Consider the following 25447-nt stretch of genomic DNA (forward strand, 5'->3'; position numbering starts at 1 on the left):
CATGTCCCGCGACTTGGACAAGACCACGAACCAGTCGACGCAGGTCGCCTTCATGATCCTGGAGGAGATGGCACCGCTCGGCGAAGGCATCCGTGTCACGGACCTGGCGCTCCGGCTCGGCATGCCGAAGCCGCGGATCTACCGCTTCCTGCAGACGCTGACCGCGCTCGGCTACGTCGCCCAGGACCCGGCGACGGAGCGCTATCACCTGACGCTCAAGCTCTTCCACCTGGGGCAGGCGATCGCCGACGGCACGCAGCTGACCACGGTCGCGCGCCCGGTGATGATCCGGCTGCGCGACGCCACCGGCCAGACCACGACGCTGTCGGTCGTCGAGGACCGCGGCATGCGGGTGATCGACATCGTCCGCATGGAGACGCCGGTGCAGATCGTGACCAAGCCGGGCGCGCTGCTGGAGTTCCACGCCTCGGCGCAGGGCAAGCTGGCGCTCGCCTTCGGCAAGCCGGCGCTCTGGGACTACGTCCGCACGCATCCGCTGGCGGTGCTGACCCGGCAGACCAACACCGACATCGCCCGGCTGGAGCGCGAGGTGCAGCAGGTCAGGCGCCAGGGCTGGGCGGCGGCGCCCGAGGAGACCCTGCCCGGCGTCAACGCCGTCTCGGCGCCGATCCTCGACGCGGGCAACGCGATGATCGGCACCATCACCATCGCCGGCTCGGTCCAGACGATCCTGCCGGAGCCCGAGGAAAGCCAGATCGCCGCGGTCCGCGAGGCCGCGCGGTCGATCTCGAACAGTCTGGGTTGCACGGAGTATCCCGAATGACGCGTTATTCGCTGGCGATCGACATCGGCGGCACCTTCACCGACGCCGTGCTGCTGGCTTCCGACGGTCGCAGCTTCGTCGACAAGACCCTGACCACCCACGAGAACCTGCTCGACGGCTTCTTCCGCGGCGTCGAGCTGGTGCTCGGCCGCGCCGGCGTCGGGCCGCAGGCGGTCGACGACGTCGTGGTGCACGCCACGACGGTCGTCACCAACGCCCTGATCGAGCGCAAGGGGCCGCCGGCGGGCCTGATCCTGACCCAGGGCTTCCGCGACATCCTCTACATCCGCGACGAGCACCGCTACGACATGTACGACCCCCAGATCGAGTTCGCGGAGCCGCTGATCCCGGCCGAGCGCACCTTCACGCTCGACGAGCGGACCTGGGCCGACGGCACGACGGCGAAGCCGGTCTGCCGCGAGGCGGTCGAGGCGATCATCCGGCAGTGCCGCGCCGCCGGCATCGTCTCGGTCGCCGTCTGCCTGCTCAACGCCTATCGCAACGGCGCCAACGAGGAGGCGGTGCGTACCGTCTTCGCCGAGCAGGCGCCGGAGATCTACGTCTCGCTGTCCAGCGAGATCGCCCCGCAGATGCGCGAGTATCTGCGCGCCTCGACCGTCGCGATCAACGCCTACAGCGTGCCGATCACCCGGCCCTACCTGACCGCCCTCATCGCGGAGCTGGGCCGGCGCGGCTTCGCCCAGCAGCCGCTGATCATGCTGTCCAACGGCGGCGTCATCGGCGCCGAGCGGGCGGGGCGCATGCCGGTGCGCATGATCGAGTCGGGCCCGGCGGCCGGCGCCCTGGTCGCCTGCTATTTCTCGCGCCTCTTCGGCATTCCGGACCTGATCTCCTTCGACATGGGCGGCACGACCGCCAAGGCCTGCCTGATCCAGGGCCACGAGCCGCTCGTCACCGGCAGCTTCGAGGTCGACCGGCGCTACCGCTTCAAGCCCGGCAGCGGCATGCCGATCACCGTGCCCTCGATCGACATGATCGAGATCGGCGCCGGCGGCGGCTCGATCGCCTGGGTCGACAGCCTGGGCCTGCTGAAGACCGGCCCGGAGAGCGCCGGCTCCGATCCCGGTCCGGTGTGCTACGGCCGCGGCGGCACCCGCCCTTGCGTCACCGACGCCGACGTCGTGCTCGGCATCCTCGATCCGGAGCAGTTTCTCGGCGGCGACATGAAGCTCGACGCCGCCGGCGCCCGCGAGGCGCTGGCCGGGCTCGGGGCGAGGCTCGGCCTGAGCGCCGAGAAGGCGGCCTGGGGCGTCTTCGAGGTGGTCTGTGAGCAGATGGCGGCGGCGACCCGGACCCACGCCACGGACCGCGGCATCGACTACCGGGGCCTGCCGCTGCTCGCCTTCGGCGGCGCCGGGCCGGTGCACGCCTGCATGGTCGCCGAGCTGGTCGACGGCAGCACCATCATCTACCCGCCGCTGGCCAGCGTGCTCTCGGCCTTCGGCACGCTGGTGACGCCGGCGCAGATCGACCTGGTGCGCAGCCTGGTCGCGCCGCTCGAGGGCCTGGACTGGGTGGCGGTCGACGCGACCCTGCAGTCGATGATCGACGAGAGCAGCCAGGCCCTGAAGGAGGCCGGCATCCGCGAGGCGGACCTGCGGTTCTCCTTCAGCATCGACCTGCGCTACCTCGGCCAGCAGTCCGAGCTGCGCATCGACCTGCCCGGCGACCCCAGGGAGCAGCGCGAAAGCGGCGCCATCCGCCGCCTGTTCGAGCAGGAGTACGAGCAGCAGTACGGGCTCAAGCTCGACGACATGGCGATCGAGGTCGTCAACTGGCGGGTCACCGGCAGCGGCGGCGAGCCGCAGCGCGCCGCCGCCGCCTCGGGCACCAGGGCGGTCGCGGCGGCGCCGGCTGTCCGGCCGGTGTGGATCCGCGGCGAGGCCCGTCCCGTGCCGGTCTACAAGCGCGGCGAGCTGGCCGCCGGGCAGCGCATCGAGGGCCCGGCGATCGTCGAGGAGCGCGAGACCACGATCTTCATCCTCGAGGGCTGGACCCTGAGCCTGCACGAGACCGGCAGCCTGGTTGCCGTGAGAGCCAAGGAGAGCAAGTGATGGACGGCGTCGAGCTGCAGATCCTCTGGAGCAACCTGATCGGCATCGTGAGCGAGCAGGCGCGGGCGCTGCAGCGCATCGCCTTCAGCCCGATCGTTCGCGAGGCCGGCGATCTCGCGAACGGCCTGTTCGACGAGCGCGCCCGCATGGTGGCGCAGGCCGTGACCGGCACACCGGGCCACATCAACTCGCTGGCCGCCGCCGCGCGCAACCTGCTGGGCGAGATCGACGTCGCGGACCTCCAGCCCGGCGACGTGCTGATCACCAACGACCCCTGGATGTCGGCCGGGCACTTCTTCGACATCACGGTGCTCTCGCCGATCTTCCGCGGCGAGCGGCTGATCGGCTACGCCGGCTCGACCATCCACCACACCGACATCGGCGGCTACGGCATCGGCTCGGGCGCGCGAGACATCCACGAGGAGGGGCTCTGGATCCCGGTGCTGAAGCTCTACGAGGCGGGGGTGCCGAACCACACGCTCTTCGAGGTGATCAAGCGCAACACGCGCGAGCCCAAGGCGGTGCTCGGCGACCTCGGCGCCCAGGTGTCGAGCGGCATGATCGCTTCCGAGCGCCTGAACGCGCTCTGCGACCGCTACGGCCTGGACGACATCTCGGCGCTGTCGGACGAGATCATCGCGCGCTCCGAGGCGGCGATGCGCGACTCGATCCGCCAGCTCGCCGCCGGCACCTACCGCGGCAGCACGGCCTTCGACGTCCCGGGCGGCCAGACCATCGAGCTGAAGACGGCGGTGACGGTCGACGCCGAGGCCGGCGAGATCACCATCGACTTCGCCGGCTCCTCGGGGCCCAGCCCCTCCGGCATCAACGTGGTGCCGGCCTACAGCCACGCCTACGCCACCTTCGCGGTGCTCTCGACGCTCTGCCCGGAGCTGCCGAACAACGCCGGCAGCCTGGCGCCGATCAGGCTCGCCCTGCCGGAGTCCTGCATCGTCAACGCGCGCTATCCCTCGCCGGTCAACGCCCGTCATGTGGTCGGCATGTACGTGCCCTTCCCGATTCTCAAGGCCCTGGCCCAGGTGGTGCCGGACCGCGTCGTGGCCGAGGGCTCGGGCGCGGTCTGGACGGTGCAGGTCCAGGGCCGCGACGCCGAGGGCCGGCCCTTCACCAGCTCGATGTTCAACTACTCCGGCGGCATGGGCGCGCGTGCCGGCAAGCCGGGCCTCTCCGCCATCTGCTATCCGACCGGCGTGTCGGCGGTGCCGGTGGAGGTGCTGGAGGCCTCCTACCCGATCGCCTTCACCTGCAAGGAGCTGGAGCGCGGCACCGGCGGGCACGGCCGCCAGCCGGGCGGCGACGGCCAGCGCATCGGCTACCGGATGCGCACCGGCTCGCCCTGGCTGCTCAACACCATCCCGAGCCGCGTGACGACCGCCGCCGAAGGGCTGGCCGGCGGCGGCGCGGGAGCGCCGGGGCGCTTCGAGATCAACGGCAAGGCCGTCTCCGACACCCGCAAGATGGAGATGCAGCCCGACGACGAGGTGCTGATGGTGACGCCCGGCGGAGGCGGCTTCGGCGCCTGAGCGGGGCCCCGGCATTGGAAACGGGCGCAGCCTTCCGCCGCCGCCTGCTGGCCGGCGAGCGGCTGGTCGGCAGCTTCGTCAAGACGCCGAGCCCGGCAGTGATCGAGATCCTGGGGGACGCCGGGCTCGACTTCCTGGTGCTCGACGCCGAGCATGTGCCGCTGGGCCGCGAGGCCGTCGACCTCTGCGTGCTGGCCGGCCGGGCGGCGGGCGTGCCGATCCTCGTGCGCGTGCCGGTCGCTGCCGCGGAATGGATCATGACGGCGCTCGACTGCGGCGCGGCGGGGATCATGGCGCCGCACGTGCAGTCGGCTGAGGAGGCCGCGACGATCGTCGCGGCGATGCGCTACGGCCCGGGCGGGCGCGGCTTCTCGCCCTCGACCCGCGGCGCCGGCTACGGCCGCCGCGGCGTCGCCGAGCACCTGGCGCGCGCCGGCGAGGAGAGCGTGCTGCTCTGCCAGATCGAGGATCCCCTGGGCGCCGAGGCGGCCGGCGCGATCGCCGGCGTCGAGGGCGTCGACTGCCTCTTCGTCGGGCCGGTCGACCTGGCGGTGGCCTGCGGCTTCTCCGACCTCGCCGACCCGGCGCTGGCGGCGCTCTGCCGGCGGATCCTCGGCGCCGGCGGCGCGGCCGCCAGGACCGGCATCTTCGTCGGCGCGGCGGCGGCGGCGCCGCCCTGGCAGGCGGCCGGCGCCAGCCTCTTCGTCGTCGGCACCGACCAGGCCTTCCTGCGCGCCGGCGCCGCCGCGGCCCTGGCCTGAGCGTCCGGGACGGGGCTCACGCCCGGTGGCGGAGGTGCGTCACGACCCGGCCGCTCGGTTGCCCTCGTCGCCGGCCAGCCGCAGCTCGCCGAGCGCCTTCCGCAGCTTCGGCGTCAGCTCGAAGCTGGTGCGCCGGCTCAGGACCAGGCGCCGGTAGAGCAGGCCGAGCCAGCGGTCGAGCCGCGGCCGGCGCGGCCGCAGGGCGGCCGCCTCGACGATCGCCCGGGCGGCGCGGTCGCTCGGCACCTCGGCGAGCTCCGGCGGGCGGATGAAGCCGGCGACGAAGCGCCGGCTCTTCTCGCCGCGCTCGGCCGCCGGCAGGGCCAGAAGCGCGCCGAGCCGGCGCGCCAGCTCCTCGACGCTGCCGGCGACGTGCAGCAGGCCGCCGTTGATGCTGGTCAGGTGGTGGAAGTGCAGCGTGCCGGTCTGGGTCGCGCGGTAGCGCGGGTCGGTCACCGTCAGCACCGGCCGGCCCAGGATGCCGGCCTCGATCTGGGCGCTGGTGTTGATGCCGAAGACGGCGTCGCTGTGCCAGAGCGAGTCGAAGTACTGGTTGCGGCGGTCCCGGTCGATCGGGTTGGCGCCGCTCCTCGGGAAGATCGCGACGTTGCCGAGGCCCGCCAGGTCCAGGCTCTCCCACTGCGCGGCGTTCTGCGGGTGCGGGCGGATCAGCACGCCGAGCGCGCGGGTCGCCGGCTCCGCGCGCAGGGCGCGGATCAGCTCGAGGCAGAAGGCGGCCTCGTTCTGGCCGATGAAGGGCGAGGAGCCGACGTAGAGCAGGTAGCCGGGGCAGGGCGCCAGGCCGACCAGGGCGAGCAGGGCATCGCGGTCGAGGCTCGGCCGCCAGTCGAACCAGTGGTCGTAGCTCCAGGCGCCGCAGACCGTGACCATCCCGGCCGGCGCCCCGTGCAGCTCGACGGCCTCGGCCTTCTGCGCCTCGTTCCAGACCAGGATGCGCTCCGGCAGCACGCGCAGCCGGCCCTTGTTGGTCAGGTTGTCCCAGCTCGCGACCGCCAGCACCGAGGGGAGGCCGCGCAGCTTGGCCTCCTTGATCCAGTCGACCTGGTCGGTGCCGAGCCCGACCAGCGGCGAGACCACGACCAGGTCGGGCCGGAACAGCTCGAAGAAGCGGCTGACGATCGGCCGGACCGGCAGGCTCCATTCCAGCGCCGCGCCGAGCGACAGGGCGGTGCGCAGCGCCAGGGGCGAGCGCGACAGCAGGCGCTCGCCCAGGCCGACCGCCCAGGCCGGGGCGCGGTCGCGGGCACGCTCGCGCAGGGCGTCGGCCTCGGCGTAGCGCGGGTCGAGATAGCGCAGGTAGTCGATGCCGAAGCGCAGGCGCTCTGCCTGCTCGCGCCAGCTCACCCGGGCCGAGGGATCGCGCTTCTCGATGAACTGGCCGGTGATCGTCGGGTGGCTGCGGCAGAGCTCCTCGAACAGGGAGTCCTCGCCGAGCGGCCCGTGGGCGTCGAAGACGAAGTGCAGCCGGTGGCCCTGCCCGGCGAGCCGCCGCACGACCTCGAGCAGGTTGCGCAGATAGCTGGGATGGCGGATCGACAGCAGGATGCGCAAGGGCGGCTCTGGCTCGGCGGAGGAAGGCACGGTCGGCGGCACCAGGGTTCAGTGGCCGGACGATCCGGAACCGGCGCGAGACTCCGGTCGGCGGGCCTCGGGCTGCGCCGGCGGCCGGCTCGCCGGAGGCTTACGGCATGGCCGGTTGCGAGACAAGCCGCTTAGCCGGCCTGCTCCGCCGCCAGCAGTCGCTGCAGCACCCGCTCGAGCGAGTCCTGCCAGGGCGGCAGCGCGACGCCGAAGGTCTGCCGCAGCAGCGCGCAGTCGAGCGCGCTGTTGCGCGGCCTCGGCGCCGGCGTCGGGTAGGCGCTGGTCGGGATCGGCCGCAGCGCCGGCCCGGCCCGGCCGGTCAGGCGCTCGCGCAGCCGGAAGATCTCGCAGGCGAAGCCGTACCAGCTGACGATGCCGGCACCGGCGGCGTGGTAGGTGCCCCAGGCCGCCTCCGGCCGCAGCAGCGCGGGCGCGATGGCCAGGACGGCTGCCGCGAGGTCGGGGGCCGCGGTCGGGCAGCCCCGCTGGTCGTCGACGATCGACAGCGCGTCGCGCTCCTCGGCGAGGCGCAGCATGGTGCGCACGAAGTTGTGGCCCCAGGCGGCATAGACCCAGGAGGTGCGCAGGACGAGATGGCGGGGCCAGCGCGCGCGCACGGCGACCTCGCCGGCCAGCTTGCTGCGGCCGTAGACGCCGAGCGGGCCCGTCGGGTCGTCCTCGCGATAGGGCCGCTCCCCGGCGCCGTCGAAGACGTAGTCGGTCGAGAAGTGGACCAGCGGCAGGTCGTGGCGCGCGCAGGCCTCGGCGATCGCGGCCGGTCCCGCCTCGTTGACGGCGAAGGCCGTGGCGGCGTCGCTCTCGGCCCTGTCGACGGCGGTGTAGGCGGCGGCGTTGACCACCAGGTCGGCGCCGGCGGCCTCGATCGCGGCGGCGACGGCGGCCGGATCGCAGAGATCGGCCGCGCGCCGGTCGAGCAGCGCGAGCTCGACGCCGCGCGGGCCCGCCGCCGCCGCGAGCGCGCGGCCGACCTGGCCGTCGGCGCCGAACACCAGGAGTCTCATGGTCCCAAGGCCTCTTCCCACTGCGCCGGCCACTGCGCCGGCCACTGCGCCGGGCAGCGTGCCCGACCCGCTTTAGGCAAGCCCGCGGCCCTTGGCAACCGGCGCAGCCTTCTGGCCGGCGACCGCGCCGCCGTGATATCAGGCCGCGCGAGGACGGCGACAGGCTGCGGCAGCGAGGGTCGGGCGGCATGAAGGTACTGGTCACCGGCGGAGCGGGCTTCATCGGGTCCGCGGTGATCCGTCACCTGCTCGGCGCAGGCGACGACAGCGTCGTCAACCTCGACAAGCTGACCTATGCGGCCGACCTGCGCACCCTGGCCTCGGTCGCCGACTCGCCGCGCTACGCCTTCGAGAAGACCGACATCTGCGACGGCCCGGCGGTCGCTCGGACGCTGGAGCGGCATCGTCCCGACGCGATCGTGCACCTGGCCGCCGAATCCCACGTCGACCGCTCGATCGACGCGCCGGCCGCCTTCATCGAGACCAACGTGGTCGGCAGCTACCGGCTGCTCGAGGCCGCCGCGGCCTATCGCCGGGGGCTGCCGGCCGCGGCGGCCGCAGCCTTCCGCTTCCTCCACGTCTCGACCGACGAGGTCTACGGCTCGCTGGGCGACAGCGGCCGCTTCACCGAGGCCACGGCCTATGCGCCGACCTCGCCCTATTCGGCCAGCAAGGCGGCCTCGGACCATCTGGCCAAGGCCTGGTTCCACACCTACGGCCTGCCGGTGATCGTCACCCATTGCGGCAACAACTACGGGCCCTTCCAGTTCCCCGAGAAGCTGATCCCGCTGATGATCCTCAAGGCGCTGGCCGGCGAGCCGCTGCCGGTCTACGGCGACGGTCGCAACGTGCGGGACTGGATCCATGTCGAGGATCACGCCCGGGCGCTCTGCCACGTCCTGCGCCACGGCCGGCCCGGCGAGACCTACAACGTCGGCGGCGGCGGCGAGTGCAGCAACCTCGCCGTGGTCGAGGGCATCTGCGATTTGCTCGACCGCCTGCGTCCGGCCGCCGGCGGCCCGCGTCGCGGGCTCGTCACCTTCGTCGCCGACCGGCCGGGCCACGACTTCCGCTACGCCATCGACGACCGGCGGCTGCGCGAGGAGCTGGGCTGGCAGCCGCAGGTCGACTTCGCCGAGGGCCTCAGCGCCACGGTGCAGTGGTACCTCGACCACGAGGACTGGTGGCGGCCGCTGGTCGCGGAGCGACAGGCGACCCGACGCGTCGGCCTGGAGACGGGCCGGAGCGCCTAGGCGCCGCCGCGCAGCCGCGGCCCGGCTCTCGGCAATTGCGATTGCCCGGCGGACATGGTAGCAGCCCGCCGTGCCGTGCCGTGCCGTGCCTGTCCCGGCCGGCGTCCACTCCTGCATTTGGCTTCCGTCTGGCTCAAAAGATTATGCGCGCTCTGGTAACCGGGGGATTGGGGTTCATCGGCTCCCACGTCATCGAAGCCCTTCTCGCGGAAGGCATCGACGTGGTCGCGGTCGACAATCTCTCGACCGGATCCCGCAAGAACGAGATCGACGGCGCCACCTACCGGATCGAGGATCTGGCGGACACGCCGGACGAGATCCTGCTCGACAGCGACTACGTGTTCCACCTGGCGGCGCTGCCGCGCATCCAGCCGTCCTTCTCGGAGCCGGTCGAGCACGAGGAGGTCAACGTCGTCCTGACGATCCGGCTGCTGCAGCGGGTGATGCAGAGCAAGCGGCTGAAGAAGCTGGTCTTCTCCTCCTCCTCGGCGGTCTACGGCAATCCCGAGCAGACGCCGACTCCGGAGGACGCCCGGATCGCGCCGCTCAGCCCCTACGCCCTGCAGAAGTACGCGGCCGAGCAGTACTGTCTGCTGCTCGGCGAGCGCTTCGACCTGCCGGTCATCGCGCTGCGCTACTTCAATCCCTACGGGCCGCGCTCCTTCAACGCCAACAACCCCTACAACGCCTATTCCAGCGTCGTCGGCATCTTCACCAATCAGAAGAAGAGCGGCAGCCCGCTGACCATCACCGGCGACGGCCTGCAGGAGCGCGATTTCATCGACGTCCGGGACGTCGCGCGCGCCAACCTGGCCGCGGCGCGCTCGCCGCTGACCAACCGGGTCTACAACGTCGGCACCGGTTCGCCGATCTCGATCCTGGAGCTGGCCCGCCGGCTCGATCATCCGATCGAGCACGTCGGCCCCCGGCTCGGCGAGGCTCGGATCACCCATGCCGACATCAGCCGGATCACCGCCGAGCTCGACTGGCGGCCGGCCATCTCGATCGACGAGGGAGTAGCGGAACTATGCGCCGAGTGATTCTGGAACAGTCCGACGACTCCCAGGACAACCTGTTCTTCCACCTCGCGCGCTACAAGTTCATCTCGCGGCTGGTCAAGCCGAGCGACCGCCTGATCGAGATCGGCTGCGGCAGCGGCTACGGCTCGCGCTACCTGTCGGACTACGTCGGCGAGGTCGTGGCGGTCGACGAGGAGGTCGAGATGATCGACTACGCCCGCGGCCGCTTCGTGAAGCCGAACCTGGCCTACGACACCGGCATCGGCGAGCGCAGCGGCTTCGACGTCGTGGTCTGCCTCGAGGTCATCGAGCACATGTCCAAGGACAAGGGGCGGCAGCTGCTGGCGACCATCAGGTCGCTGATGAATCCAGGCGGCGTCGCCTTCATCTCGACCCCGCGCAAGATCCCGAATCCGAGCGAAAACCGCAAGAAATACCACGTTCACGAGTACGAGTACGAAGAGTACCGCGAGATCCTGGAGGAGACCTTCTCCCGGGCCCTGGTGCTGACCCAGGTCGACGAGATCATCTCGACGCACAATCCGGCTTGTGCATGGAATTTCGTCGCGATCTGCTACCAATAGGGCGTGGAACCCTGAGGGACCTAGCGTCGCGAGAGATGCCGGATCACGCCAAGCCCGAGTCCGAAGAGGAGATCGCTGCGCGCGCGGAGGAGGAGCCGGACGGAAGCTGGGCGGAGGACGGCTCGGACGAGGACGAGCTGGCCGCGCCGGCCGACCCGGGCGGCCTTTCGCCGATGGCGCTCAAGCAGCGCCGGCTGCTGATCGATCTCTGGGGCTTCCGGGTCCTGCTGGTCGACCTCTACTCCTACCAGTACGGCCACCTCGGCTACGAGCTGCTGATGGCCGCGCAGCGCGCCGAGGCGAGGTCGGCGGCGCTCTACGTCGTCAACAGCGTGGCGACGCCCAATCCGGCCCTGCTCGAGCTCGAGAGCCTGCGCTGCCGCAAGCTGCCGCGCAGCCGCCTCTTCGACGCCCTGGCCGGCTTCCTGTGGCGCCGGCTCTACGTCGACGTCGACGCGCGCTTCGAGGCGCTGGAGGGCGAGCTGGCCGGGCGGCGCGCCGAGCTGGAGCGGATCGCCGCCGAGGACCCGCACCAGTCGCGCTGGTACCGGCGCCTGCCGAAGTGGCTGTGCAGGGGCCAGCTCAAGGACTTCCTGCGCCGCAAGGAGCGCCTGATCCGCAAGCGGCGCTTCGAGCGCCGCGTCGCCCGGGCGCGGGCGGCGGCCGAGGCGACGCACCGGCGCCTAGTGGCGCTGCGCGCGGCACCCGGCCGTGCCGGCCGCTGGCCGGGCAATGTCGAGCAGGACTGGGAACTGGCCCGCCGCATCCACCGGGGCCGCCGGCTGGCGCGCGGCACGGACCGCCTGAGGGCCTACCTGGCGCGCAGCCAGATCGGCGAGGCGCCGGAGTTCCGGCTCCCCGCCGAGGCGCTGCGGGACTGCGGCCGGCTCGCCCGCTCCCTGGGCATCGCCGACGCGGATCCGGTCGTCTGCGTCCACGTGCGCGAAGCCGGCTACAAGGCCGGCCGCGAGATCGAGGAGAAGGCGACGACCCGCCGCCACGACGTCACGCGCAACGCCGACATCGCGACCTACTTCCCGGCGATCGACCGGCTGGTCGCGGGCGGCTACCGGGTGGTGCGGATCGGTGATCCCAGCATGACCCCGGTCGAGCGGCCCGGGGTCGTCGACCTGGCGACCTCGCCGCAGCGCACGCCGATGCTCGAGCTCTACTTCCTGGACCGCAGCCGCTTCCTGCTCGGCTCGGAATCGGGGCCCTATCACGTCTGCTACCTGTTCGGCACGCCGACCCTGATCGCCAATGCCACGGACGTCATCGGCGGCTATCCGATCCGCAGCTTCGACCGCTACCTGCTGAAGCGCGTGCGGGACCGGGAGACCGGGCAGCTGCTCGACCTCGAGGGCCTGGTCGGCAGCAGGCACTACGAGCACTTCCGCGACATCGACTTCTTCGAGTATCTCGACAACAGCGCCGGGGAGATCCTGGCGGCCGTCGAGGAGATGCTCGCGGTGGTCGAGGGCCGGGCGGCGCCGGCCAATGCCGCGCAGCGGCACTTCCACGACCGCTGCCTCGCCTCGTCGATCGAGCTCACCCGCGAGCTCGCCTATGTGCGCAAGTGGGGCGCGGACGCCGGGTTCCTGGGACGCGGCTTCATCTGCCAGGCCTTCCTTGATAGCCTTTCGGCCGCATCGGAGGCCGCTCCCCGACCGCTGCCGGTGCCGGCGGCGGTGCGGCATTCGGCGGGCGGCGGCTCAACTCTCGGAGGCAGGTGAATGGGGCTCGGCCCGCCGGTTTTCTCGCTCTACAAGTTCATGATCGACCAGGGGCTGTTCGAGGGCGTCGATTCCGTCGTCGAGATCGGCTCCCAGGAGTACGACACCAAGCGGCCGGAGTACGATGCCGTCCTGGAGCGCCTCTGCGCCCAGTGCGGCGTGGAGACGCCCCCGGGGCGCGACCCGGAGACCGGCCGCTACAAGGGCCCGGCCGGCGACCTCTACCGCCTGCTCGGCTGCCGCTACGCCTCGCTCGACATCGACGGCCGCTTCGGGGCGATCGCCTTCGACCTGAACTACGACAGGATCGGCGAGGACCTGCGCTGGTCCTCGGCCCTGACCACCAACCTCGGCACCACCGAGCACGTCTTCAACCAGGACAACTGCTTCAGGACGATCCACGACCTGACCCGGCCGGGCGGGCTGATGCTGCACGTCCTGCCGATGAACAACTACGTCAACCACGGCCTCTTCTCCTACTCGCCGACCTTCTTCGACTCGCTGGCCGCGGCCAACGGCTACGAGCTGCTCGGCCTGTGGCTGACCGCCAAGCCCCACCTCAACCTGCTGCCGCCGGCCCGCCCGCGCTTCCCGGCCGGCCGCAGCATGGTGATCGCGCTGTCGCGCCGCAGCGACGAGCGCGACTTCGTGATGCCGCTGCAGCTGTCCAATCCGATGCTCGTCGACGACGCGATGGAGGCCCGCTACGCGACGACGGAGCGCCGGGACAGGTCGAGCGCGCGGGGCCTGCGCTACGACGGCGTGGTCTTCGTCGACCTGGAGACCTTCGCCTCAGAGCTGCTGGCCCCCGGCGACGAGCGCCTGGCCGCGCTGGCCAAGTCGGCGCGGAAGCCGGCCGGTAAGCGCCCGGCGGCCAAGGAGAAGGCGAAGCCCGAGAGGGCCGAGGGAGCGACCGAGGCGGCCGGCGCCGAGCCGCCGAGGGAAAAGAAGGCGAAGCAGGCCCGGCCGGCCAAGGCCAGGCCGCCGAAGCAGCGCTCGCTCCTGGGCCGGCTGTTCGGCGCCGGGGCATGACTCCTCCGACGGCCGCCGCGACGCAGCCGGAGGCGGAGGTCCAGGCCACCGGCGCGCCGCGGCGCTTCCTGCTGATCTTCAAGGGCACCGGCTTCCTGCGCCACTTCGCCGGGACGATCGAGCTGCTGCTGCAGCGCGGCCACCGGGTCGAGGCCTACTACGAGAGCATGTCGGACGCGCCGCAGTACGCCGAGGATACGGCGCGCCTGGAGGCCTATCCGAACTTCAGCGGCCAGGCCCTGCCGCGCTTCCGCAAGGATCCCCGGGACCGCCAGCGCGCCGAGCTGCGCTACACCTGGGACTACCTGCGCTACTACCACCCGGCCTTCCGCAACGCCGACTTCCTGCGCGACCGGGTCGCCCCCAAGGTGCCGCCCCGGATTCTCGCCTGGGGCCGCCGCGGGCTGTTCCGGATCGGCCTGGTCCGCCGCCTCGGCGAGGCGCTGCTGCGACGGCGCGAATGGCGCGAGCCGGTCAAGCAGGGCGTCGAGGAGTTCGTCGCCGCTCACGAGCCGGACCTCGTCGTGCTGTCGCCGCTGATCTGGTTCGGCTCGCAGCAGACCGAGTACGTCAAGGCCGCGGCCCACCTGGGCATTCCCAGCGTGCTCTGCGTCGCGAGCTGGGACAACCTGTCGAACAAGGGCGCGGTGCGCATCGCGCCGGACCACGTGGTGGTCTGGAACGAGACCCAGGTCGAGGAGGCCGTCGACTTCCACGGCGTGGCGCGCCGGCGCCTGATCGCGACCGGCGCCCAGACCTTCGATCCCTGGTTCGACCGCCGGCCGAGCCGCAGCCGCGAGGCCTTCCTGGCGGAGCACGGCCTGCCGGCCGGCGGCAAGCTGGTGGTCTACCTCTGCTCCTCGGCCTCGATCGGCGGCGCCGAGCGCAGCTTCATCGAGGCCTGGCTGGCCGCCCTGCGCGCCTCGGAGCGGCCCCTGATCGCCGGGGCGGCGGTGCTGGTGCGGCCGCACCCGAAGAACCTGAAGCAGTGGCGCGAGGGCGGCATGGACCTGGGCGCGGGCGCCGCGGTCTGGCCGGTCGGCGACGAGGGCTTCTACGGCGACAGCGGCCGCGACAGCCTGTTCGACACGCTCTACCACGCCGACGTCCTGGTCGGCCTGAACACCACGGCGATGATCGAGGCGGCGATCCTGGAGAAGCCGGTCCTGACCCCACAGCTGCTCGAGTTCGCCCAGGTCCGCCAGGGCACCGAGGAGATGTACCACTTCAAGTACATCCGGGCCGACAACGGCGGCTTCGTGCGGATCGCCGGCACCATGGACGAGCATCTGGACCAGCTCGACGAGGCCCTGGCCGACCCGAGCCGCTACCGGCTCGGCGCACGGGCCTTCGTCGATCGCTTCGTGCGGCCGTTCGGGCGCGACCAGCGGGCGACCGATCGCCTCGCCGACGTCCTGGAGGATCTGGCCGGCCGGGCTGCCTCCGAGGGCCGCCGTGCCGGCGGATAGCGCGGCGCGGGCGCGCGGCGTCGAGGCGGCTCTCGGACTGGCGTTCCTGACCGGCCTCGCGGCGCTCGCGCTCGACCTCCTCCTGCTCGACTTCGTGCGCCGCGGCGTCGAGTTCGCGGCCGGCCTGCAGCTCGCGGCGATCCTCTACCTGCTTGCCCATGTCGCGGGCGCGCTGGCCATCGCCGTCGGGGTCGGCGACCCGCTGCGCCGCCTGCTGCTGCTCGCCGGCTGGTTCCTCTTCGCGACGGCGGTCTTTCCCAGCCTCGGCCTGCTGGGGCCGCTCGGCGCCCTGCCGGCCGGGGCGATCGGCCTGGCCGCCGGCGTTCTGTCCTGGCGTGCCGGCCTGCCCCGTCCCGGCGGGCGGCTGCCGATCCTGCTGCTGCTCGCCCTGCTCGCGGCGGGGCTGCTCGGCCTGGCCGGCTACCAGCACCAGGAGGGACAGACCCACTTCTTCCTGCCGGAGTTCGCGCGGCTCGGCATCCTGCACAAGGACCCGCTGGGCTTCCTCAGCCTGGCCGCGCAGATCCGCGACGGCATCCTGCCGGGAGCGGCGCTCGACGGGATCCAGCTCGTTCCCTACCACTTCGGCATCCACTACTTCTTCGTCGGCCTCGCGGAGCTGACCGGCGCCCGGACCGCCGAGGCCTTCGTGGCCGGGCAGCACCTGGTCTCGATTCCCCTGCTGCTGTTCTACGCCGCCCTCGCGACGGCCGAGCTGCTGCGGCTCCGGCCCGCGCCGGCGCCCCTGGCGGTGCCCCTGGCCGCCGGACTGGTCCTGGCCCTGCCCTCGATGGTCTGGCTGGTCGGCTACTACAGCGAATCCTCGACGGTCTCGACGCCGCTGCTCTTCCTGTTCCTGCCGCTCGTCGCCGCGTGGCGTCCGGAGGCCGGGCGGGGCTCCTGGCCGGCCCTGGGCGGCGTGGTCCTGGTCGCGCTCTGTGCCGCGGTCCTCAAGGTCTCTGCCGCCGTCCTGCTGCTTCCCCTGGCCGGCTACCTGGCGCTGCGCCTGCTCCTGGCGCCGGCGCGGGCCGTCGGCGCCTTCGTCGCGCTCGGGCTGCTCGCCCTGCTGCTGGCGGCCGCCGCCTGGCCGAGCCTGACCGGCACGCCTTTCAGGCTCGACTTCAGCCGGGACCCCGGCTTCGGCTCGGTCGCCAAGCAGGCCTGGTGGGCGCTCGGCCTGGTCGCCGCGGCCGCGCTGGCCCAGCTGCTGCGCCGCCGCACCGAGGGCGGCCGGGCGGGGGGCGAGACCGGCGCCCTGGCGCCGCTCTGGCTGCTGCTGCTGTGGATCGCGCCGCTGGGCACGATCGCCATCGGCAACCTGCAGAACGTCGTCAACGGCAGCTACCTGTTCAACGACGTCGTCCTGGCGGTCGGCCCGGTCGCGGCGCTCGAGCTCGCGATCCTGGCCGAGCGGGCGCTGGGGGCCCTGGCGGGCCGCTCGCCCCGGCGCCTGCCGGCGGCACGGGCCGGACTCGCGGTCCTGCTGTTCGGCCTGTTCCTGCTCACGCTCGAGTGCAGCCGGCTGGTGCCGTCGATCGCCTTCGCCCGGATCGACGCCCTGGCCGGCCGGATCTGCGCGCGGGTCGAGGGGGCCTGCCCGGCCGACGGCGGCCTCCTGCCGCAGTCGCTCTCGTCCGCCACGGAGCGTGCGATCGCCGGGAGCGAGGGCGGTCGGCTGGCGCAGGCGGCGGAGGCGCTGGTCGCCGAGGGCGCGCAGGCCTTCTTCGTGCCGCCTTCGGCGGGCGACGTCTGGGACTTCCTGCTGCACCAGAAGGAGCGGCCGATCGAGAACCTGATGTTCCTGCCGGCGATGACCGGGCGTCCGATGCTGCTCGGCCTGCCGCCGGCGCCGCGCGGCGTGCCGCTGGCGATGGTCCACGGCGGCATTCTCGGCGACTACGACGACCGGGACCGCAGCCGCGCGATCGATGATGCCGGGCTCTGCCGCCAGGCGCAGCGTCGCGGCGTCGCGGTGGTCGGCGTCATCGACGGCTTGACGCCGTCGCCCCGGACGCGCCTTCTGCGCTGCGGTTCGGACGGGCCTGCCGGCACGGCAGCCACTCAGGGATAGGGCGCAGGGGCGATGGCTTTTCGATCTGGACCGATCGCCGCCGCCGGGCGGGGCGCGCATGGCTAGGCCGCTGTCGGCCCTGCCGCCGGCCGACCGCTCGAGCCTGGGACTGGCCTTCCTGGCCGGCCTCGCGGCCCTGGCGGTCAATCTCGGGCTGCTCGACCTGGTGCGGCGCGGCGTCGAGTTCGAACTGTCCCTCCAGCTCGCCGGCATCCTCTACACGCTCGCCAACATGGCCGGGGCGCTGGCCATCGCCGTCAGGGTCGGCGACCCGCTGCGCCGCCTGCTGCTGCTCGCCGGCTGGTTCCTCTTCGCCACGGCGGTCTTTCCGAGCCTCGGCTTTCTGGGCCCGCTCGGCGCCCTGCCGGCCGCCGCGATCGGCCTGGCCGCCGCCGTCCTGTCGTGGCGCGCCGGCCTGCCGCGCCCGGTCGCTCCCTGGGCCGTGGCGCTCCTGCTGGTCGCGGTCCTCGGCCTGGGCCTGCTGAGCGTGGCCGGCTATCAGGCGGTCGAGCAGCAGACCCACTTCTTCCTGCCCGAGTTCGCGCGGCTCGGCATCCTGCACAAGGACCCGCTCACCTTCCTCAGCCTGGCCGCGCTGATCCGCAACGGCAGCCTGCCGGGCGCCGTGCTCGACGGCGTCCAGCACGTGCCCTACCACTTCGGCGTCCACTACTTCTTCGTCGGCCTCGCCGAGCTGACCGGCGTGACGACCGCCAAGGCCTTCGTCGTCGGGCAGCAGCTGACCGCGATCCCGCTGCTGCTCTTCTACGCCGCCCTCGCGACCGCGGAGCTGCTGCGCCTGCGCGGCGAGCCGGCACCGCTGGCGCTGCCCCTGGCGGTCGGGCTGGTCATGGCGCTGCCCGGGCTGGTCTGGCTGGTCGCCTACTACAGCGAGTCCTCGACGGTCTCGGCACCGCTGCTCTTCCTGGCCCTGCCGCTCGTCGCCGCCTGGCGGCCGGAAGCGGTGCAGCGGCCCTGGACGGCGGTGGCGGGAGTCTTCCTGATCGCGCTCGTCTCGATCGTGCTGAAGGTCACGACCGCTCTGATGCTGCTGCAGCTCGCGGTCTACCTGCTGCTCAGTCTGTTCCTGAGGCCGTCCCGGGCGGCGGCGGCCTTCGTCGGCCTGGGGCTGCTGGCCGTGCTGCTCGCGGCCGCCGTCTGGCCGCGCCTGGCCGGCGTGCCGCTGACGGTCGACTTCCGCCAGGCCCCCGGCTTCGGCGCGCTCGGCAACGAGATCGACTGGGCCGCCAGCCTGGTCGCCGCGGCCACGCTGCTCCATCTGCTGCGGCGCCTCGTCGCGGGCGCCGGCGCGGGCTTCGCCGGGGCCGGGCGGGGCGGCGGGCTGGCCGCGCTCTGGCTGCTGTTCTGCGCTGCGCCCTTCGGCATGGTCGCGATCGGCAACCTGCAGCTGGTGACCAACGCCCGCTACCTCTTCAACGACGTGATCCTGGTCTCGGGCCTCGTCATGGCGACGGACGCCGCCGGCCTGATCGCCTGGGCCCTGCGCGGCCGTTCGGCCCGCCTCATGCAGGCGGCCTACGCCGGCCTCGCGGTCCTGCTGCTCGGCCTCTTCCTGGCGACCCTCGAGCACGGCCGGATGCCGCCCTCGGAGGCCGTCGCGCGCACCGACGCCCTGGTCGAGCGGATCTGCGCGCAGCCCGGCGTCGCCTGCCCCGCGGACTCGCGCTTCCTGACGCGACGCCTGTCGGCCGAGAGCGAGCGGACGATCGCGGAGGCGACCGGCGGCCGGCTGATCGAGGTGGCGCGGGAACTCGTCGCCCGCGGCGCTCAAGCCTTCTTCGTGCCGCCCTCGGCGGCCGACGTCTGGGACTTCCTGCTGCACTTCAAGCCGCGGCCGATCGAGAACCTGCAGTTCCTGCCGGCGATGACCGGGCGGCCGATGCTGCTCGGCCTGCCGCCGGCGGCGCGCGGCATTCCGCTGACCATGGTCCGCGGCGCGCTGCTCGGCGACTATGGCGACGCGAACCGCAGCCGCGAGATCAACGACGCGGCGCTCTGCCGGCATGCTCTGGAGCGTCGCATCGACACGGTGGGCATCATCGACCGCTTGACGCCGTCGCCGCGGACGCGCCTTCTGCGCTGCGGTTCCGGGGAGTTGTCGGGGCCGGCCGAGGGAACGGATTCGACAAGAGGATAGGGTACGGGCGGGGCGATGATCTTTCGGGTTCTGCGGATCGTCGTCGCGATCGGTCTGGTTGCGGCGCTCTTCCACTTCGATCTCATCCAGGTTTCCGTGCTGCGGCGGCTGTTCGACGAGCCGCTGAAGCTGGCGGCGGCGGTGGCGCTGCTGCTGATGACCACGCCGCTGGCGGCGGCGCGCTGGCATGCGCTGCTGCGCTGCCAGGGCTTCCGCCCGACCCTGGCCAAGGTGGTGCAGATCACCTTCATCGGGCAGTTCTTCAACAACTTCCTGCCCGGTTCCTACGGCGGCGACGCGGTGCGGCTCGGCTTCCTCTACAAGGCCTCGGGCAAGGGCCTGAGCCGGCTGCTGTTCTCGCTGGTCATCGACCGCCTGGCCGGCCTGCTGGGCCTGGTCACCCTGGGCCTGGTGGCGCTGCTGCTGCTCAACGACCTCTCGACCTCGGCGCTGGCCTTCAGCCTGCTCGGCTTCGTCGGCGTGGTCCTGGTCTGCGGCAGCATCGCGGCGCTGTTCGGCGAGCGCCTGGTCGACCTGCTGAAGCCGCTGCAGGGCGGCCCGCTGCGCAAGCTGCACAGCTTCGCGCGCGAGATCCTGCAGGGCTTCCGGCTCTATTTCGGCTCGCCGGGTGTGCTCGGCCTCGCCTGGGCGATCTCGCTGGCGCAGTTCATGCTGGTCTCGGCCTGCCTGCTGCTGGTCGCCGACCTGATCCACGTCGGCGTGCTCAGCTGGCTCGGCAAGATCATCGTCGGGACGCTGTCGCTGATCGTCAACGCGGTGCCGCTGAGCCCCGGCGGCATCGGCCTCGGCGAGACCAGCTACGAGCACTTCGCCCGGATCGTCGAGCACGGCCGCTCGGCCGCGCCCTACGCGACGGTGTTCCTGGCCTTTCGGGTTGTCGGGGCACTGTGCAGCCTGCCCGGCGCGGCGCTGTTCCTGATCTACAAGCAGGAGGTCACGGAGTACGTGCACGTCCAGCCGCCGGCACCGCGCAAGAGCGCGCCGGGCGGCGAGGGCGGCCTCAGCTCCGAAACGCGATGATCGGGCGCAGCACGCGGCCCGATTCGAGGTCGTCGAGCGCCTGGTTGATCTCGTCCAGGCCGTAGACCCGGCCGATCATCGCCGTCAGGTCGAGCTTGCCCTCGCCCGCCATCCGCGCATAGAGCGGCAGGTCCCGGTCGGGCTGGGTCTCGCCGCCCCAGGTGCCGACCAGACGGCGCCCCTTGATCAGGTCGTAGGGGTCCAGGCGGATGGTCTCGCCGGCGGTCACGTTGCCGGCCAGCACGCAGAGCCCGCCGCCGGTGCGCACGCTGGCGAAGGCCTGCTCCATGACCTTCGGCACGCCGGCCGCCTCGACTGCGAGGTCGACGCCCGAGCCGCCGGCGATCTCGCGGATCCGCGCCGGCACGTCCTCCGAGCGGGCGTCGATCGTGTGGCTGGCGCCGAAGCGGCGGGCCGTCTCGAGCTTCTCCGGCACCACGTCGACGGCGATCAGCGGGGCGGCGCCGAGGGCGGCGGCGACGGCGACGGCGGCGCTGCCGATGCCGCCGACGCCGAACACCGCGACGCTCTTGCCGCCGGTCACGGCGCCCGAGTTCATGACCACGCCGCCGCCGGTCGGCACGGCGCAGCCGAGCAGCGCCGCCTCGCGCAGCGGCAGGCCCTCGGGCAGCGGCACCACCCGGTTCTCGCAGGTGATGCAGCGCTCCATGAAGGTCGCGATCGCCCCCGAGTTCACCGGGCCGAGCGCCGAGCCGTAGACCGTCGAGGGCACGTCGGCGCCCTGGCCCTTGATCCAGGTGAGGATCACGGCGTCACCGACGCCGACCTTGGTGACGCCCTCGCCGACCGCCAGCACGCGGCCGGCGCCCTCGTGGCCCATGGCGTGGGGGATGTAGGGATCGGCGCCCTTGCGGCCGCGCGCCTCGTTGAGCTGGCTGTGGCAGACGCCGCTGTAGGCGACCTCGACCAGCAGCTGGCCGGGCTTGAGCGGCGGCAGCTCGAGCTCGAGGATCTCCAGCGGCTGGTTCAGGCCGGTCAGCACCGCCGCCCGGGTGGTCGTCGGCAGGGCCTCTGCAGTCATCTCTTCGTCTCCAGCCAGCGGGCGTAGCTCAGCAGGCCCATGATCGTCATGCCGCAGTGGATGCCGCCGCTCTCGGCCAGCCCCAGGGCCTCGTCGAGCGGCACCCAGCGGCGCTCCACGACCTCGCCGGCGTCGGCCGCGAAGCCGCCGCTGTCCTCGACGTCGAGGGCGACGAAGATGTCCGTGTGGTTCAGCAGGTTGTCCATGCCGGGCAGGTAGTGGACCAGGCGCTCGACGCGCCGGCAGACCAGGCCGGTCTCCTCGCGGCACTCGCGCAGCGCCGCCTGCTCCGGGGTCTCGCCCTCGTCGACCTTGCCGCCCGGCAGCTCCAGCGAGGGGCCGTCGATCAGCAGGCGGTACTGGCTGACCATCATGACGGCCCGCTCCGTGCCGCCGCCCGGGCGCGGCACCACCAGCCCGACCCGCGGCTTGTGGTCGGAGGGATAGTAGACCTTCGAGAAGCCGCCGAAGTCGGCCTCGACCCGGTAGACGCTGTAGCGCTCGTTCTCGTGGATCGGCCGCCAGGGGCCGATGCGCGGCCGCTCCATGGTCACGTCGCCCCGATCACGCCGACTGGGCGATGAACCACCAGTAGTCGCCGGTGTAGCCGACCTCGTCGAAGGTCTTCTTCCAGTCGTCGGTGCTCATGTAGGTCAGGGCCGTCAGGTTCCACTTCAGCAGGGCCTGGTGCTCGGCCTCGTTGCGCCAGGCGTCGATCATGACGAAGCCGTCCTTGGCGCTGACCCGCTGCATCTCGCGCAGCGCCTGCTTGCAGTCGTCGAGGGCCAGGTTGTGGATCGAGTTGATCGCGATCACCAGGTCGAAGGCGTTGTCCTCGAAGGGCAGGTCCTTGGCGTTGGCGATCGAGATGCGGTCGGCGACCTCGGGCTTGGCATGGGTCTTGGCGTACTGCGAGACGTCGACGCCCTGGATCCTGAGCTGCGGCATCAGCTGCAGGAAGTCGTACATCATGAAGCCCTTGGCGCAGCCGACGTCGAGCACGCGCGCGTCGGGGGCGAGCTCGTAGTGCTCGGCGAAGCGCTTGACCGTCTCGGTCCAGAAGCGCGGGTGGTAGTTGTAGCCGCCGTAGCCGGTCAGGCGCTCGCCGTCGAAGTACTCGACGTCGAACTTGCGCGCGGTCGCGCGGTGCGCCTCGGTGATCTGCTGGCCGCGCTCGTCGATCGGGCGCTTCGACTGCGGATAGCGGTCGAGCAGGTTGATCTCCTGACCCATGGGGGGAACTCTCGCTAGTCGATGGTGAGGGATGCCGGCATCGGCTCGACGATCATGTTCGCCAGGAACTCCTCGCGCGGCAGCAAGGGCTCCTGGTCCTCGATCGGACGGCCGAACTTGACCTGGGGAATGACGCGCTCGGCGGCGGCGACCTCGAGCTCGATCAGCATCGGCCCGTCGCTCGCCAGGGCCTCGGCGAGCACCGCCTCGACCTGGTCGTTCGCGCCGATGTGGCGGGACGGGATGCCGTAGGACTCGGCGACCTTCAGGAAGTCGGGGAAGGCCAGGCCGCCCTCGACCGAGGAGGCCAGGTACTCGGAGCCGAGCCACTGGTCCTGGGTCTGCTGGATCATGCCGTGGCCGTGGTTGTTGAACAGCACGACCTTGATCGGCAGGGCGTGGCGCGCCACGGTCGCCAGCTCCTGGATGTTGATCATCAGGCCGCCGTCGCCGGTCAGGCAGAGCACGCGCCGGCCCGAGGCGATGGTGGCACCGATCGCGCCGGCCAGGCCGTAGCCCATCGGCGTGTTGTTGAAGGCGTGGAAGAAGCGCTGGCCGGCCTTGAAGGCGAAGGCCTGGCAGGCCCAGGCGAGGCCGCAGCCGGTGTCCGAGACGACGATGTCGTCGGCGCGCGCCGCGGCGGCGAGGCTGCGCATGAAGCCGTAGGGGTCGACGCTGCCCTCGCGCGGCGTGCGCCGGCCGCCGGTCGGGTAGGCGCGCTTCCAGGCGTCGATGCGGGCCCGCCAGGGCGCCCAGTCCGGCAGCGCCTTCGGCTCGACCTTGTCCAGCAGGCCGCGCAGCACGGCGCCGGCATCGAACGGCAGCTTGACGTCGATGACCATCTGGTGGCGCTCGAACTTGGCGATCTCGGCCGGGTCGATGTCGACCATCACCTTGCGGGCGCCGCGCGCGAAGGACGAGAAGGGCGAGCCGACGCAGTGGGTGTCGAGCCGCGAGCCGATCGACAGCACCAGGTCGGCGTTCTGCACCGCGTAGTTGCCGTTGCGGCTGCCGTGGGTGCCGAAGGTGCCGACCATCAGCGGGTGGTCGCTCGGCAGGAAGTCGAGGGCGCCCCAGGTCGGCAGCACCGGCAGGCCGCAGGACTCGGCGAGGCGCAGGCTCTCGGCGATCGCGCCGGCCGCCCGCACGCCGGTGCCGAGCACCAGGATCGGCCGCTCGCTGCCCTTCAGCAGCTCGGCGACCCGCTCGATCTCGGCGGCCGGGACGTCGGACGTGCCGCTCGGCGGCGGCTCGAAGCCGCGCAGCTTCTCGACCTCGACCTCGCTGCGCTGCAGGTTGTCCGGCACGTCGACCAGCACCGGGCCGGGCCGGCCGCTGGTCGCCATCCAGTAGGCCTTCTCCAGCTCGTAGCGGATGTCCATCGGATCGGCGATCTGGACGACGTACTTCGTGATCGAGCGGCAGACGTCGACGATGTTGGTTTCCTGGAAGCCGAGCTGGCGCACGCCGGTGTCGCCGCTCATCCGGAAGGTCGCGACCTGGCCGGTGATGCAGATCATCGGGATCGAATCGTAGTAGGCGCAGCAGATCCCGGTGATCAGGTTGGTGGCGCCGGGCCCGCTGGTCGCCATCGCGACGCCGGGCACCCCGGCGACGCGGGCGTAGGCGTCGGCGGCCATCGCGCAGGCCTGCTCGTGCTGGGCGCAGACGAAGTCGATGCCCGGCGTCTTGGCCACCGAGTGGATCAGGTGCAGGGACGCGCCCCCGGACATCACGAAGGCATGACGGATAGACCGGCTCGCGAGGAATCCGGCGATGTAGTCGGAGAGCTTCATCTTCAAGAGCGGCTCGGCCCCGGTCGGTTGGCGTCCCGTTGATAGGGCCCGCCCGGAGGCGACGCAAGGCTTAACTCGGCGGCGCTCCGGCCTCCGCCGCGGGCCGGCCGCGCTCGCGTCGCAGGAACCAGACGAGGGCGCCCGGCGCCAGGCCGAGCACCGTCACGACGCGGAAGATCAGGAAGATCGTCGCATAGGCGACGACAGGCCCGCCGGTCGAAAGCGCGCCGGCGACCTGGGCGAAGGCGATCTCGCCGAAGCCGAGCCCGCCGGGGGTCAGCGGGATCAGGTTGGCGAGCAGGCCGATCGCCATGGCGGCGGCATAGCCGTCGGCGTCCAGGCCGAGGTTGCCGAAGCCGCGCGACACGACCAGGAGGCCGACGATCGTCAGGCCGTGGCCGAGCAGCGAGATGAGCACGCCTACCGCCAGCCGGCCGGCGTGGTAGCGGTAGCTGCCGACCGCGTCGACCAGCTGGCCGAGCACGGCCAGCCAGACCGGCCGCTTCGGCGCCGTCAGCGCCCGGTAGAGGCGGCCACGGTGACCGGCCAGCCAGATCGCCAGCAGGGTCAGGACGAAGGCGCCGCCCGAGACCGCCGCGATCACCGTGCCGGCCAGCGCCAGGGCCGGATGGCCGGCGATCTCGCGCCAGCGCAGCAGCATGGCGCCGGCGCCGATCATCGACAGGCCGAGCAGGCCGAGCCACTTGTCCATGAAGATCGAGACCAGCGCCCTGGTCCGGCGCTCGTCGAGCCGCCGCACGACCGCCAGGCAGCGCAGGGCGTCGCCGCCCGATCCGCCGGGCAGCGTCAGGTTGCAGAACAGCGCGAGGCCGGTCAGGCCGAAGATCGTGCCGAAGGGCAGCGCCAGGCCCTGCACCGAGAGCAGCAGGCGCCAGCGCTCCGCCAGCAGCGGCACGGTGGCGAGGACCAGCAGCGCGCCGAGCAGGAAGGGCCAGGGATGGAGGACCGTGCCTTCCGGCAGGTGCAGCTGCAGGATGTCGAGTCGGTAGAGGCCGGCCAGGATCAGCAGCGCCAGGCCGAACTTGCAGAGCGGCAGCAGGATGCGCCGGAACAGGCCGCGCCTGGATTCGGGACGTCCGGCGACAGCCGGCCGGTCCTGCTCGCTCACCGCCACGGGGGCACGCTCGGAGCGACGCTTGCCGCTCCGCCCGCGATCTGCAATGAGGGGGTGCGACGGCGGTGGGGCTGTCTCGTCATGGCACCTCGC

At 72.3% G+C, this 25447-nt stretch carries 20 protein-coding genes; 13 read left to right on the forward strand and 7 right to left on the reverse strand.

The window, feature by feature from the left end; all coding sequences use genetic code 11:
• The first annotated feature begins 1 nt into the window (after position 1).
• The 4 genes from B9O00_RS04595 to B9O00_RS04610 are packed head-to-tail and all read left to right on the forward strand — an operon-like array spanning position 2 to position 5164.
• The gene (locus B9O00_RS04595) at positions 2 to 784 is read left to right on the forward strand and encodes an IclR family transcriptional regulator (protein ID WP_085121264.1); all 783 of its coding nucleotides are present in this window, start codon (positions 2 to 4) and stop codon (positions 782 to 784) included.
• Entirely contained in the window at positions 781 to 2859 is a 2079-nt protein-coding gene (locus tag B9O00_RS04600) for a hydantoinase/oxoprolinase family protein (RefSeq protein ID WP_085121265.1), read from the forward strand. Before B9O00_RS04595 ends, B9O00_RS04600 begins: the two co-directional genes overlap by 4 nt.
• A complete protein-coding gene (locus tag B9O00_RS04605) occupies positions 2859 to 4403 on the forward strand; it encodes a hydantoinase B/oxoprolinase family protein (protein ID WP_085121266.1) in 1545 nt (514 codons plus the stop codon). Before B9O00_RS04600 ends, B9O00_RS04605 begins: the two co-directional genes overlap by 1 nt.
• A 14-nt stretch (positions 4404 to 4417) precedes the next feature.
• Positions 4418 to 5164, forward strand: coding sequence for an HpcH/HpaI aldolase family protein (locus B9O00_RS04610; RefSeq protein ID WP_200808402.1), 747 nt, complete (start codon positions 4418 to 4420; stop codon positions 5162 to 5164).
• A gap of 39 nt (positions 5165 to 5203) precedes the next feature.
• On the opposite strand, the gene B9O00_RS04615 is transcribed toward B9O00_RS04610, so the two are convergent.
• Complete coding sequence (locus B9O00_RS04615; RefSeq protein WP_085121268.1) at positions 5204 to 6736, reverse strand: hypothetical protein; 1533 nt, start codon at positions 6734 to 6736, stop codon at positions 5204 to 5206.
• Positions 6737 to 6897: 161 nt separating this feature from the next.
• Positions 6898 to 7788 (reverse strand): dTDP-4-dehydrorhamnose reductase, encoded by an 891-nt coding sequence (rfbD, locus tag B9O00_RS04620; protein WP_085121269.1) that lies wholly within the window; start codon positions 7786 to 7788, stop codon positions 6898 to 6900.
• A 188-nt stretch (positions 7789 to 7976) separates the two neighbouring features.
• Between rfbD and rfbB the strand changes: the two genes are divergently transcribed.
• The 9 genes from rfbB (at position 7977) to B9O00_RS04665 (ending at position 20148) form a co-directional block, all read left to right on the forward strand.
• Positions 7977 to 9041 (forward strand): dTDP-glucose 4,6-dehydratase, encoded by a 1065-nt coding sequence (gene rfbB / locus B9O00_RS04625; protein WP_085121270.1) that lies wholly within the window; start codon positions 7977 to 7979, stop codon positions 9039 to 9041.
• 143 nt (positions 9042 to 9184) lie between these two features.
• Positions 9185 to 10081 (forward strand): NAD-dependent epimerase/dehydratase family protein, encoded by an 897-nt coding sequence (locus B9O00_RS04630; RefSeq protein WP_085121271.1) that lies wholly within the window; start codon positions 9185 to 9187, stop codon positions 10079 to 10081.
• On the forward strand, positions 10069 to 10644 hold the full coding sequence (locus B9O00_RS04635; protein ID WP_085121272.1) for a class I SAM-dependent methyltransferase: 576 nt from the start codon (positions 10069 to 10071) through the stop codon (positions 10642 to 10644). Before B9O00_RS04630 ends, B9O00_RS04635 begins: the two co-directional genes overlap by 13 nt.
• A 35-nt stretch (positions 10645 to 10679) precedes the next feature.
• A complete protein-coding gene (locus B9O00_RS04640) occupies positions 10680 to 12377 on the forward strand; it encodes a TIGR04372 family glycosyltransferase (RefSeq protein ID WP_143596143.1) in 1698 nt (565 codons plus the stop codon).
• A complete protein-coding gene (locus B9O00_RS04645; protein ID WP_085121274.1) occupies positions 12378 to 13409 on the forward strand; it encodes a hypothetical protein in 1032 nt (343 codons plus the stop codon).
• On the forward strand, positions 13406 to 14878 hold the full coding sequence (locus tag B9O00_RS04650) for a CDP-glycerol glycerophosphotransferase family protein (protein ID WP_085121275.1): 1473 nt from the start codon (positions 13406 to 13408) through the stop codon (positions 14876 to 14878). The genes B9O00_RS04645 and B9O00_RS04650 overlap by 4 nt, the downstream gene beginning before the upstream one ends.
• Positions 14865 to 16949 (forward strand): hypothetical protein, encoded by a 2085-nt coding sequence (locus B9O00_RS04655; protein ID WP_085121276.1) that lies wholly within the window; start codon positions 14865 to 14867, stop codon positions 16947 to 16949. Before B9O00_RS04650 ends, B9O00_RS04655 begins: the two co-directional genes overlap by 14 nt.
• A 58-nt stretch (positions 16950 to 17007) precedes the next feature.
• On the forward strand, positions 17008 to 19107 hold the full coding sequence (locus B9O00_RS04660; RefSeq protein ID WP_085121277.1) for a hypothetical protein: 2100 nt from the start codon (positions 17008 to 17010) through the stop codon (positions 19105 to 19107).
• Between the two features lie 15 nt (positions 19108 to 19122).
• Entirely contained in the window at positions 19123 to 20148 is a 1026-nt protein-coding gene (locus B9O00_RS04665; RefSeq protein ID WP_085121278.1) for a lysylphosphatidylglycerol synthase transmembrane domain-containing protein, read from the forward strand.
• Here the strand turns inward: B9O00_RS04665 and B9O00_RS04670 are convergent.
• The 5 genes from B9O00_RS04670 to B9O00_RS04690 form a co-directional block, all read right to left on the reverse strand.
• A complete protein-coding gene (locus B9O00_RS04670; RefSeq protein ID WP_085121279.1) occupies positions 20129 to 21190 on the reverse strand; it encodes a zinc-binding dehydrogenase in 1062 nt (353 codons plus the stop codon). The genes B9O00_RS04665 and B9O00_RS04670 overlap by 20 nt on opposite strands.
• The gene (locus tag B9O00_RS04675) at positions 21187 to 21738 is read right to left on the reverse strand and encodes an NUDIX hydrolase (protein ID WP_085121280.1); all 552 of its coding nucleotides are present in this window, start codon (positions 21736 to 21738) and stop codon (positions 21187 to 21189) included. The genes B9O00_RS04670 and B9O00_RS04675 overlap by 4 nt, the downstream gene beginning before the upstream one ends.
• Positions 21739 to 21754: 16 nt before the next feature.
• Positions 21755 to 22423, reverse strand: coding sequence for a class I SAM-dependent methyltransferase (locus B9O00_RS04680; RefSeq protein WP_085121281.1), 669 nt, complete (start codon positions 22421 to 22423; stop codon positions 21755 to 21757).
• Between the two features lie 14 nt (positions 22424 to 22437).
• Complete coding sequence (locus B9O00_RS04685; RefSeq protein WP_143596144.1) at positions 22438 to 24219, reverse strand: thiamine pyrophosphate-binding protein; 1782 nt, start codon at positions 24217 to 24219, stop codon at positions 22438 to 22440.
• A 70-nt stretch (positions 24220 to 24289) separates the two neighbouring features.
• Positions 24290 to 25354, reverse strand: coding sequence for a lysylphosphatidylglycerol synthase transmembrane domain-containing protein (locus B9O00_RS04690; RefSeq protein WP_159460106.1), 1065 nt, complete (start codon positions 25352 to 25354; stop codon positions 24290 to 24292).
• Positions 25355 to 25447 lie beyond the last annotated feature (93 nt).

The sequence above is a fragment of the Tistlia consotensis USBA 355 genome (assembly GCF_900177295.1).
GTDB lineage: Bacteria > Pseudomonadota > Alphaproteobacteria > Kiloniellales > DSM-21159 > Tistlia > Tistlia consotensis.

Excerpts from the sequence above, each read along its gene's own strand:
- B9O00_RS04595 (WP_085121264.1), top strand. The coding sequence starts at position 2 with ATGTCCCGCGACTTGGACAAGACCACGAACCAGTCGACGCAGGTCGCC.
- B9O00_RS04600 (WP_085121265.1), top strand. The coding sequence starts at position 781 with ATGACGCGTTATTCGCTGGCGATCGACATCGGCGGCACCTTCACCGAC.
- B9O00_RS04605 (WP_085121266.1), top strand. The coding sequence starts at position 2,859 with ATGGACGGCGTCGAGCTGCAGATCCTCTGGAGCAACCTGATCGGCATC.
- rfbD (WP_085121269.1), bottom strand. The coding sequence starts at position 7,788 with ATGAGACTCCTGGTGTTCGGCGCCGACGGCCAGGTCGGCCGCGCGCTC.
- rfbB (WP_085121270.1), top strand. The coding sequence starts at position 7,977 with ATGAAGGTACTGGTCACCGGCGGAGCGGGCTTCATCGGGTCCGCGGTG.
- B9O00_RS04630 (WP_085121271.1), top strand. The coding sequence starts at position 9,185 with ATGCGCGCTCTGGTAACCGGGGGATTGGGGTTCATCGGCTCCCACGTC.
- B9O00_RS04635 (WP_085121272.1), top strand. The coding sequence starts at position 10,069 with ATGCGCCGAGTGATTCTGGAACAGTCCGACGACTCCCAGGACAACCTG.
- B9O00_RS04640 (WP_143596143.1), top strand. The coding sequence starts at position 10,680 with ATGCCGGATCACGCCAAGCCCGAGTCCGAAGAGGAGATCGCTGCGCGC.
- B9O00_RS04645 (WP_085121274.1), top strand. The coding sequence starts at position 12,378 with ATGGGGCTCGGCCCGCCGGTTTTCTCGCTCTACAAGTTCATGATCGAC.
- B9O00_RS04650 (WP_085121275.1), top strand. The coding sequence starts at position 13,406 with ATGACTCCTCCGACGGCCGCCGCGACGCAGCCGGAGGCGGAGGTCCAG.
- B9O00_RS04660 (WP_085121277.1), top strand. The coding sequence starts at position 17,008 with ATGGCTAGGCCGCTGTCGGCCCTGCCGCCGGCCGACCGCTCGAGCCTG.
- B9O00_RS04665 (WP_085121278.1), top strand. The coding sequence starts at position 19,123 with ATGATCTTTCGGGTTCTGCGGATCGTCGTCGCGATCGGTCTGGTTGCG.
- B9O00_RS04670 (WP_085121279.1), bottom strand. The coding sequence starts at position 21,190 with ATGACTGCAGAGGCCCTGCCGACGACCACCCGGGCGGCGGTGCTGACC.
- B9O00_RS04675 (WP_085121280.1), bottom strand. The coding sequence starts at position 21,738 with ATGGAGCGGCCGCGCATCGGCCCCTGGCGGCCGATCCACGAGAACGAG.
- B9O00_RS04680 (WP_085121281.1), bottom strand. The coding sequence starts at position 22,423 with ATGGGTCAGGAGATCAACCTGCTCGACCGCTATCCGCAGTCGAAGCGC.
- B9O00_RS04685 (WP_143596144.1), bottom strand. The coding sequence starts at position 24,219 with ATGAAGCTCTCCGACTACATCGCCGGATTCCTCGCGAGCCGGTCTATC.